Below are 8474 nucleotides of genomic sequence, written 5' to 3'. Positions count from 1 at the left end.
AAAACCGCCGACGCCACCGAGACGATCACGCTGCCGGTCTGGGCGCCGATGCCGGCGGCCGCTACGGTGGAGAAAAAATACAGCGGGTTGCGCATCACCGAATATGGCCCGGTGGCAACCACTTCGGCCGACTTGCGGCCGCCGATATAGAGGATCGACCAGAGCCGGCCGCCGATCCCGATCAGTATCAGGGCGATCCCGTACTGCCCCTCTATGCGTTCGTGGCCTAGTTCATCGTGCGTGGAGCCGCCGAAGATCAGCAAAGCGCAAAAAGCACCGATCAGCAGCGCCAGCAGGACGCGCCGGCGCCGCTGATAGCGGCCCATTTCGTCAAACGACTGTTCAATCGGAGAACGTGCCGCAGCGGCCATGGGACAATCCTTTCGCCGCGAGGACCGGCAACCCGAATCCTTGTCGATGCAACTTGCGGAGAAATCATGGCGAAGACAAAACAAAACAAAAGGCCGCCGAAGCGGCCTTTGCTTTCGACGGGATCGCTTAGCGGGGCGCTAGCACCATCATCATCTGGCGGCCTTCGAGTTTCGGTTCGGCTTCGACCTTGGCGATGGGCGCCACTTCCTCACGAACTTTATTCAGAAGCTGCATGCCGAGTTCCATATGCGCCATCTCGCGGCCGCGAAAGCGCAATGTCAGCTTGACCTTGTCACCTTCTTCGAAAAACCGCCGGACCGCTTTCATCTTGGTCTCGTAATCATGGCTGTCGATGTTCGGGCGCATCTTGATCTCCTTGATCTCGATGACCTTCTGGTTCTTGCGCGCCTCGGCCGCCTTCTTCTGGTTGGCGTATTTCAATTTGCCGAGATCGAGAATTTTTACGACGGGCGGCACTGCGTTGGGCGATATCTCGACCAGATCGAGCCCAGCCTCTTCGGCGAGCAGCAATGCGTCATTGATGGAGACATCGCCATGGTTGTGGCCTTCGGCGTCGATAAGTTGGACCCGGGGAACCCGGATGTCACGGTTGGAGCGCGGGCCCTCCTTGGTGGGCGCCGTTGCTTTGAAAGGTCTGCGAATGGTCGTGGTCTCCTTGAGCCGTTTCGTTCAGGATTTTCAATTCAGATTGCGAACGCGCCAATGTGGTGAGCGCGCGGCCGAAGTCAATAGCACAGCGTTCACAGGAAATCACCTGTTGCCTGACTTCTGCCTGCACCAAACGAAGAAACTTGCCGAGCACTTTTCGTTGAACCGCCAGCTATGTCAAAAGACTTGCGTGAGGAGTTCGCCGTGACCGCACCGGTTTTTCTCGATGTCGACGGAACCAGCATCGCTGTCAGGCGCGCTGGGGGTGCCGCGCCAGGCATTGTCTGGCTCGGCGGCTACAAGTCGGACATGCTGGGCACCAAAGCCGAGAAGCTGGCGGAATGGGCGAGCGGGCAAGGCCGGGCATTCCTGCGCCACGACTATTCCGGTCATGGCGAATCGGGCGGCGCCTTTGCCGACGGCACCGTCTCGAAATGGCTTTCGCAAAGCCTCGCTGTCTTCCGCCATTTCACGCAAGGCAGGCAAATCCTGGTCGGCTCGTCGATGGGCGCATGGATCGCGCTGCGCATGATCCAGGAATTGCGCCAAGAATTGCACAAGGAAGGCCAGAACCGCATCGCCGGCCTGGTGCTGCTGGCGCCGGCGCCGGATTTCACCGCAGAGCTGGTCGAGCCGGCGCTGACGAAAGCGCAGAAGCGCGATCTTGCCAAGAAGGGCTTTTTCGCGGAGCCGTCGGACTATTCGGCCGAGCCTTACATCTACACCCGAGCGCTGATCGAGGACGGCCGCAACAACCTGACAATGAACGGGCCGATCGACACCCATTGCCCCGTCCACATATTGCAAGGGCTGGCCGATGCCGACGTGCCGCCGAGCCATGCGCTGAAACTGGTCGGCCTGCTGCCGGCCGACGACGTCACGCTGTCGCTGATCCCCGACGGCGACCACCGCCTGTCGCGGCCTCAGGATCTCGACATGCTGGTGCGGGCGCTCGACGCCATGGTGCGGCAGGCAGGCTAGGGACATGCGCATTTCCATTCCGGTATCCGCCTTCGTCGCGGCGATTGTCGGCTTCGGCGGCACGCTGGCCATCGTCATCGCCGCCGCCAAGGCGGTCGGCGCGACGCAGGTCGAAACCGCGAGCTGGGTGACGGCGATCTGCCTCGCCATGGCGATCGAGAGCCTGTGGCTGTCATGGCGCACCAGGATGCCGGTCATCGCCGCATGGTCGACGCCGGGGGTGGCGCTGATCGCGGCATCGAGCGGCTTTTCGATCGGCGAAGCCGTCGGCGCCTTCATCGTCACCGGGATTTTGCTGATTGCCACCGGCCTGTTCAGGCCTCTGACCAAGCTGATCGCCAGGATACCGGCCTCGGTCGCGTCGGGGATGCTGGCCGGCATCGTCGTCACCTTCGCCATCAATGCGGTGAAGGCCATTCCCGTCGACCCGTGGCTGATCCTGCCGCTGATCGCCGCCTTCTTTGTCATCCGCCTGTTCAATCCGGCGCTCTCGGTGCTGGCGGTGCTGGTCGGCGGCGGCGCTGCCGCCTTCCTCACCGGCCGGGTCGGTGGCCTGCCGACCCCGGAACTTTCGACGTTGACGCTGATTGCGCCGCAGTTCACCGTCACGGCGATCATTGGCCTGGCGCTGCCGCTTTATCTCGTCACCATGGCCTCGCAGAACCTGTCCGGCCTCGCCGTGCTGAGGGCCGCAGGCTATCACCCGGAACCTGGCCCGCTGATCGGCGTCACCGGCCTGCTTTCGCTGCTGTCGGCGCCGTTCGGGGCCTCGACCACCAATCTGGCGGCGATCTCGGCGGCGATCTGCACCAGCCCCGATGTGCATCCCGATCCGGGCGAGCGCTGGAAGACCGGCCCCTTCTACGCGCTTGCCTATCTCGTCTTCGCCATTTTCGGCACCTCGCTGGTGGCGATCTTCGCCGTGCTGCCTCAGAGCCTGATCGTGCTGGTGGCCGGGCTGGCGCTGATGGCGCCGCTCACCAACGCGCTGTCCATTGCCTTGAAGGAGGAGAGCGAACGCATGGCCGCCACCGTCACCTTTGCCGTCACCGCCTCGGGGCTGACGCTTTTCGGCGTCGGCGCGGCATTCTGGGGGCTGATCGCCGGTTTGGTCGTGCTTTTCCTCGAAACCCTCAAAAAGCGATAATCATTTCAGCCGCTTGTCCGGTTTTGGCCGGCACTGTCTTGAATCGCCGTTTTTCCCATCCCATTTCGATTCCACGCAGCCGGGATTGGCTGTCTCCAACTGAAGGATTGGGAGAAAATGAACACATCTGCATTGATCCGTCCGGCCTGGACGCCGGCGACCATCGCACTGATGGTGATCGGCTTCATGGTGTTCTGGCCGCTCGGCCTCGCCATGCTCGCCTACATCATCTGGGGCGACCGGCTTGACGGCTTCAAGCGCGACGTCAACCGCGCGACCGACGGCATCTTCGCCGGCTGCCGCCGCGGTTCCGACAGAGCGGCGCGCTGGGGCCACGGCTCCGCCCGCACCGGCAACGTCGCTTTCGACGACTGGCGCGAAAAAGAACTCGAGCGGCTCAATGAAGAGCGCCGCAAGCTCGACGAGATGCTGAGCGAGTTCGACGAATATGCCAGGGAATTGCGTCGCGCCAAGGACCAGGAAGAGTTCGATCGCTTCATGGCGAACCGCAACAAGCCGACATCTCCTACAACTGGTGGATCGACCGGCTCGACGGGGACTGGCAACGGTGGCAAATCCACGCCAGGGCTACTGGACGAGTAAGGCACTTGGCCTGATATAAATAATCAGAACGGCGTCGCGTCAGCGGCGCCGTTTCTTTTATGTCCTATTCGTTTTCCTCGAATCACGTATCGTCCCGCCATGTCATTCGGCTTCTTCCGCAACCTGACCAAACCCAGGCCCGCCCCCGTTGTGGAGCGGGAGCATTGTGTTGCCGGCCGCACGCTGCCGCTGAAGATCGTCGAGAGCGACCGGGCACGGCGCCTGACGCTGCGCATCGATTCCGGCGGCCGTGGTCTGCGCATCACCGTGCCGCCGGGCCTGCGCCGAGGCGAAGTGGAAAAATTTCTCGATCGCCATCAGGACTGGCTGGAGCAGCGGCTGGCCAAGGTGCCCAACCGGCCGCAGGTGCGGCCGGGCATCAAGATACCGGTGCGCGGCGTGCCGCATCGCATCGTTCATGAGCCTTCGAAACGCGGGACCGTCACGCTGTCGCGCGACGAACGCGGTCCGCTGATGATCGTGCATGGCGATCGTGTGCACCTGCCGCGCCGCATCGCCGATTTTCTCAAGCGCGAAGCCAAGCGCGAAATCGAGGCGCTGGTGGTCAAGCATACCGGGGCGGTCGGTAAGCGCGCCAAGGCAATCCGCTTCAAGGACACGTCGAGCCGCTGGGGATCGTGCACGTCGGACGGCAACCTGTCGTTCTCCTGGCGCATCATGATGGCGCCGCGACCGGTCATAAACTACCTCGTCGCGCATGAGGTGGCACATCTCAAGGAGATGAACCACGGCCCAAAATTCTGGAAATTGTGCGAGCAGCTCTGTCCCGACACCGAGCGCTGCAAGGATTGGCTCAAGCGCAATGGCGGCGCGCTGCAAGCGATCATGTTCGAGTAGATCGCCCGATCAGTCGTCGTTGGCAGCGTTGAGCTCTTCAGGACGCAAGCCCTCGTCGGTATGGCGCGGCCATGGCAAGAAATTCTTCTCGAAGGCATCGTTGCTGAAATAGTCGAGCGCGCGGTGTGCCTCGGCGCCGTTGAATGCGGCCTTGTCCATCAGATGCGCGATGACCTCGCGGGCTTGCGCGAGCTTTTGCCTGAGTTGGGCGACGGTTTGGTCTGCCATGCTTGTTTGCTCCCGCCTGTGCTGTCTGAAGTAAGGTAGCGCGTTCCGCATTCTTATCTAGATAGGTAGCGCGTTCCGCGCCGGCGGCAAACAGGATGCTTTTTCTCGACTCTTTTGCCGTTTCGTGCCAATCCCCGCGTCATGGCGCTCGACATCAAGATATGCGGATTGAAGACCGACAAGGCGTTGGCCGCGGCATTGGCCGGCGGCGCCAGCCATGTCGGCTTTATTTTCTTTGCCAAAAGCCCGCGCTATGTCGAGCCGGCGGAGGCCGGCCGCTTGCGCGAAGCGGCAGTCGGCATGGCCAAGGCGGTTGCCGTGACGGTCGACGCCGGCGATGCGTTTCTGGATGAAATCGTCGAAAAAATGCGCCCGGACATGCTGCAGCTGCATGGCTCGGAAACGCCGGAGCGGGTGGCCGAGATCAAGGCCCGCTATGGCCTGCCGGTGATGAAGGCGCTGCCGGTCAGCGAGACTGCCGACCTGGAGCGGATAAGACCCCTCGTCGGCATTGCCGACCGTTTCCTGTTCGACGCCAAACCGCCGAAGGGTTCGGAACTGCCGGGCGGCAACGGCATTGCCTTCGACTGGCGCGTTCTGGCCGACCTTGACGCAGGCGTCGATTACATGCTTTCCGGTGGACTCAACGCCGCCAATATCGGTGATGCCCTTCGGCTTGCCAACCCGCCCGGACTAGACATTTCCTCGGGCGTGGAAAGCGCACCGGGCGTCAAGGATCCGGCGCTGATCGAACAGTTTTTCCGGGCCGTCAGGGCAGCGCGCGACAACCGCGCCGCCTGACCGTGCTTCAAACCACAAGCTAGGAGATCGGCGATGAACAGGCCGGCGACACCCAATTCCTTCCGCACCGGACCCGACGAGCAAGGCATGTTCGGCATCTTCGGCGGTCGTTTCGTTGCCGAAACGTTGATGCCGCTGATCCTCGACCTGGAGCGGCACTGGAACGAGGTTAAGGACGACCCGGATTTCAAGGCCGAGCTGACGGACCTTTCGACCCACTATGCCGGGCGGCCCTCGAAGCTTTATTTCGCCGAAGGCCTGACCAGGCATCTTCGCGAGGTTTCCTCGGCGAAGGGCCTGGGCGGCGGCGCGAAGGTCTACTTCAAGCGCGAGGATTTGAACCACACCGGCTCGCACAAGATCAACAACTGCCTCGGCCAGATACTGCTGGCCAAGCGCATGGGCAAGAAGCGTATCATCGCCGAGACCGGCGCCGGCCAGCATGGCGTGGCGTCGGCCACCGTTGCGGCGCGTTTCGGCTTTCCGTGTGTCGTCTACATGGGCGCTACCGACGTCGCCCGGCAAAGCCCGAACGTCTTCCGCATGAAGCTGCTCGGTGCCGAGGTGCGGCCGGTGACCGCCGGCCACGGCACGCTCAAGGACGCCATGAACGAAGCTCTCCGGGATTGGGTGACCAATGTCGAGGACACCTATTACCTGATCGGCACCGCCGCCGGCCCGCACCCCTATCCGGAGCTGGTGCGCGACTTCCAGTCGGTGATCGGCACCGAGGCGCGCGCCCAGATCCTGGAGCAGGAAGGCCGGCTGCCGGACACGATCATCGCCGCCGTCGGCGGCGGCTCGAACGCCATCGGCTTGTTCCATCCCTTCCTCGACGACAAAGAGGTTCGCATCATCGGCATCGAGGCCGGCGGCCGCGGCCTCGATGGCATCGAGCATTGCGCCTCGATGAGCGCCGGCGCGCCCGGCGTGCTGCACGGCAACCGCACCTACCTCCTGCAGAACGCGGACGGGCAGATCATGGACGGGCATTCGATCTCGGCCGGCCTCGATTATCCGGGCGTCGGACCGGAGCATTCCTGGCTGCGCGACAGTGGCCGCGTCGACTATGTGCCGATCCTCGATGACGAGGCGCTGGAGGCGTTCCAGCTGACGACACGCGTCGAAGGCATCATCCCGGCGCTCGAATCCGCCCATGCCATCGCGCATGCGGTGAAGATCGTACCCGCCATGGACAAGGACCAGATCGTCATCGTCAATTTGTCCGGCCGCGGCGACAAGGACGTGCATACGGTGGCCAATATGCTGGGCATGGAGATCTGATCATGACCACCCGCATCGACCGCCGCATGGCCAAGCTGAAGGCCGAGGGCCGCCCGGCGCTCGTCACCTATTTCATGAGCGGCGACCCGGACTACGACACCGCCCTGTCGATCATGAAGGCACTGCCCAAGGCAGGCGCCGACATCATCGAAATGGGCATGCCGTTTTCCGATCCGATGGCCGACGGCCCGGCGATCCAGGCCGCCGGCCTGCGCGCGCTGAAAGGCGGCCAGACCCTGGTCAAGACGTTGAAGATGGCGTCGGAATTCCGTGCCGCCGACAATGAAACGCCGATCGTATTGATGGGCTACTACAATCCGATCTACATCCACGGCGTCGACCGCTTTCTCAGGGATGCGCTGGCCAGCGGCATAGACGGGCTGATCGTCGTCGACCTGCCGCCGGAGATGGACGAGGAATTGTGCATTCCGGCGCTCAAGGCCGGCATCAATTTCATCCGGCTGGCGACGCCGACCACCGACGACAAGCGCCTGCCCAAGGTGCTGCAGAACACCTCCGGCTTCGTCTATTACGTGTCGATGACCGGCATCACCGGCTCGGCACTTGCCGACACCGGCAAGGTGGCGGCGGCGGTCACGCGCATCAAGGGGCATACCGACCTGCCGGTCTGCGTCGGCTTCGGCGTAAAGACCGCCGAGCAGGCACGCATCATCGGGGCGTCGGCCGACGGCGTCGTCGTAGGCACCGCGATCGTCAATGCGGTCGCCAATGTTCTGGGGCCGAAGGGCGAAAAGACCGCCGATCCGGCCGAGGCGGTCGCCACGCTGGTCAGCGGGCTTTCGCAAGGCGTGCGTACCGCTCGCCTTGCTGCCGCCGAATAGTCTTGATCTTCTGGTTGACCATGAATCCACCGAAAACCGGTTTCCCCTTTTCGAGTCCATGGTCTAACTCTTCGTCAGGACAGGAGCCGAAGCGATGAACTGGATCACCAACTACGTTCGCCCGAAGATCAATTCGATGCTCGGCCGGCGCACCGACATGCCTGAGAACCTCTGGATCAAGGATCCGGAGACCGGCGAGATGGTCTTCCACAAGGATCTGGAACAGAACCAGTTCGTCATCCCGTCCTCCGGCCATCACATGAAGATCTCGGCCAAGGAGCGGCTGAGATTCTTCTTCGACGACGGCAAGTACGAGATGCTCGAAAACCCCAAGGTGGTGCAGGATCCGCTGAAATTCCGCGACGAGAAGCGCTACACCGACCGGCTGAAGGAGGCCAAGGCCAAGACCGGGCTGGAGGACGCCATCATCAATGCGCTGGGGACCGTCGAGGGCCTGCCGGTGGTGGTGACCGTGCAGGACTTCGCCTTCATGGGCGGCTCGCTCGGCATGGCAGCCGGCGATGCCATCGTTCGTGGCTTTGAGGTTGCTGTGCAACGCAAGCGGCCGCTGATCCTGTTCGCGGCCTCCGGCGGCGCCCGCATGCAGGAAGGCATCCTGTCGCTGATGCAATTGCCGAGAACCACGATCGGCGTCGATCGGCTGAAGGAAGCCGGTCTTCCCTATATTG

At 63.0% G+C, this 8474-nt stretch carries 12 protein-coding genes; 8 read left to right on the top strand and 4 right to left on the bottom strand.

Going from position 1 to position 8474, the window contains the following annotated elements; all coding sequences use genetic code 11:
* The 3 genes from EOA86_RS12415 to EOA86_RS12405 all read right to left on the bottom strand — a co-directional run.
* Nucleotides 1–371 (bottom strand): methyltransferase (locus tag EOA86_RS12415; RefSeq protein ID WP_281035654.1); only part of this gene is annotated, 371 nt, incomplete at its 3' end.
* A gap of 127 nt (nucleotides 372–498) precedes the next feature.
* Nucleotides 499–1035 (bottom strand): translation initiation factor IF-3, encoded by a 537-nt coding sequence (gene infC / locus EOA86_RS12410; protein ID WP_077374810.1) that lies wholly within the window; start codon nucleotides 1033–1035, stop codon nucleotides 499–501.
* A complete protein-coding gene (locus EOA86_RS12405) occupies nucleotides 977–1195 on the bottom strand; it encodes a hypothetical protein (protein ID WP_128341900.1) in 219 nt (72 codons plus the stop codon). Before EOA86_RS12405 ends, infC begins: the two co-directional genes overlap by 59 nt.
* A gap of 50 nt (nucleotides 1196–1245) precedes the next feature.
* Here EOA86_RS12405 and EOA86_RS12400 point away from each other — a divergent pair, with 50 nt between their 5' ends.
* From EOA86_RS12400 to EOA86_RS12385, 4 genes are all read left to right on the top strand, one after another.
* Nucleotides 1246–2022, top strand: a complete 777-nt coding sequence (locus EOA86_RS12400; protein ID WP_245497247.1) for an alpha/beta hydrolase — start codon at nucleotides 1246–1248, stop codon at nucleotides 2020–2022.
* A gap of 4 nt (nucleotides 2023–2026) precedes the next feature.
* Entirely contained in the window at nucleotides 2027–3169 is a 1143-nt protein-coding gene (locus EOA86_RS12395; protein WP_128341896.1) for a benzoate/H(+) symporter BenE family transporter, read from the top strand.
* Between the two features lie 117 nt (nucleotides 3170–3286).
* A complete protein-coding gene (locus EOA86_RS12390) occupies nucleotides 3287–3772 on the top strand; it encodes a DUF2852 domain-containing protein (RefSeq protein WP_029347463.1) in 486 nt (161 codons plus the stop codon).
* Between the two features lie 99 nt (nucleotides 3773–3871).
* On the top strand, nucleotides 3872–4630 hold the full coding sequence (locus EOA86_RS12385) for a M48 family metallopeptidase (RefSeq protein WP_029347461.1): 759 nt from the start codon (nucleotides 3872–3874) through the stop codon (nucleotides 4628–4630).
* Nucleotides 4631–4639: 9 nt separating this feature from the next.
* On the opposite strand, the gene EOA86_RS12380 is transcribed toward EOA86_RS12385, so the two are convergent.
* Entirely contained in the window at nucleotides 4640–4858 is a 219-nt protein-coding gene (locus EOA86_RS12380; RefSeq protein WP_065011512.1) for a hypothetical protein, read from the bottom strand.
* 141 nt (nucleotides 4859–4999) lie between these two features.
* Here EOA86_RS12380 and EOA86_RS12375 point away from each other — a divergent pair, with 141 nt between their 5' ends.
* From EOA86_RS12375 to EOA86_RS12360, 4 genes are all read left to right on the top strand, one after another.
* A complete protein-coding gene (locus EOA86_RS12375; protein WP_128341894.1) occupies nucleotides 5000–5659 on the top strand; it encodes a phosphoribosylanthranilate isomerase in 660 nt (219 codons plus the stop codon).
* A gap of 33 nt (nucleotides 5660–5692) precedes the next feature.
* Nucleotides 5693–6943 carry a tryptophan synthase subunit beta gene (gene trpB / locus EOA86_RS12370; protein WP_065011514.1) on the top strand — a complete coding sequence of 417 codons (1251 nt, stop codon included), beginning with the start codon at nucleotides 5693–5695 and terminating at the stop codon, nucleotides 6941–6943.
* Between the two features lie 2 nt (nucleotides 6944–6945).
* Nucleotides 6946–7785, top strand: coding sequence for a tryptophan synthase subunit alpha (trpA, locus tag EOA86_RS12365; protein ID WP_127208923.1), 840 nt, complete (start codon nucleotides 6946–6948; stop codon nucleotides 7783–7785).
* A 94-nt stretch (nucleotides 7786–7879) separates the two neighbouring features.
* A partial coding sequence (locus tag EOA86_RS12360; protein WP_281035653.1) for an acetyl-CoA carboxylase carboxyltransferase subunit beta occupies nucleotides 7880–8474 on the top strand: 595 nt, incomplete at its 3' end.

It is taken from the genome of Mesorhizobium sp. M5C.F.Ca.IN.020.32.2.1, assembly GCF_004023105.1.
GTDB lineage: Bacteria > Pseudomonadota > Alphaproteobacteria > Rhizobiales > Rhizobiaceae > Mesorhizobium > Mesorhizobium wenxiniae.
Note: the sequence above shows the minus strand (reverse complement) of the source record. Positions and strands in the feature narration are given on the sequence as shown.

What these genes read in the sequence shown, in the direction of transcription:
- EOA86_RS12390 (WP_029347463.1), top strand. Translation starts at nt 3,287, where the DNA reads ATGAACACATCTGCATTGATCCGTCCGGCCTGGACGCCGGCGACCATC.
- EOA86_RS12395 (WP_128341896.1), top strand. Translation starts at nt 2,027, where the DNA reads ATGCGCATTTCCATTCCGGTATCCGCCTTCGTCGCGGCGATTGTCGGC.
- EOA86_RS12380 (WP_065011512.1), bottom strand. Translation starts at nt 4,858, where the DNA reads ATGGCAGACCAAACCGTCGCCCAACTCAGGCAAAAGCTCGCGCAAGCC.
- EOA86_RS12385 (WP_029347461.1), top strand. Translation starts at nt 3,872, where the DNA reads ATGTCATTCGGCTTCTTCCGCAACCTGACCAAACCCAGGCCCGCCCCC.
- trpA (WP_127208923.1), top strand. Translation starts at nt 6,946, where the DNA reads ATGACCACCCGCATCGACCGCCGCATGGCCAAGCTGAAGGCCGAGGGC.
- EOA86_RS12375 (WP_128341894.1), top strand. Translation starts at nt 5,000, where the DNA reads ATGGCGCTCGACATCAAGATATGCGGATTGAAGACCGACAAGGCGTTG.
- trpB (WP_065011514.1), top strand. Translation starts at nt 5,693, where the DNA reads ATGAACAGGCCGGCGACACCCAATTCCTTCCGCACCGGACCCGACGAG.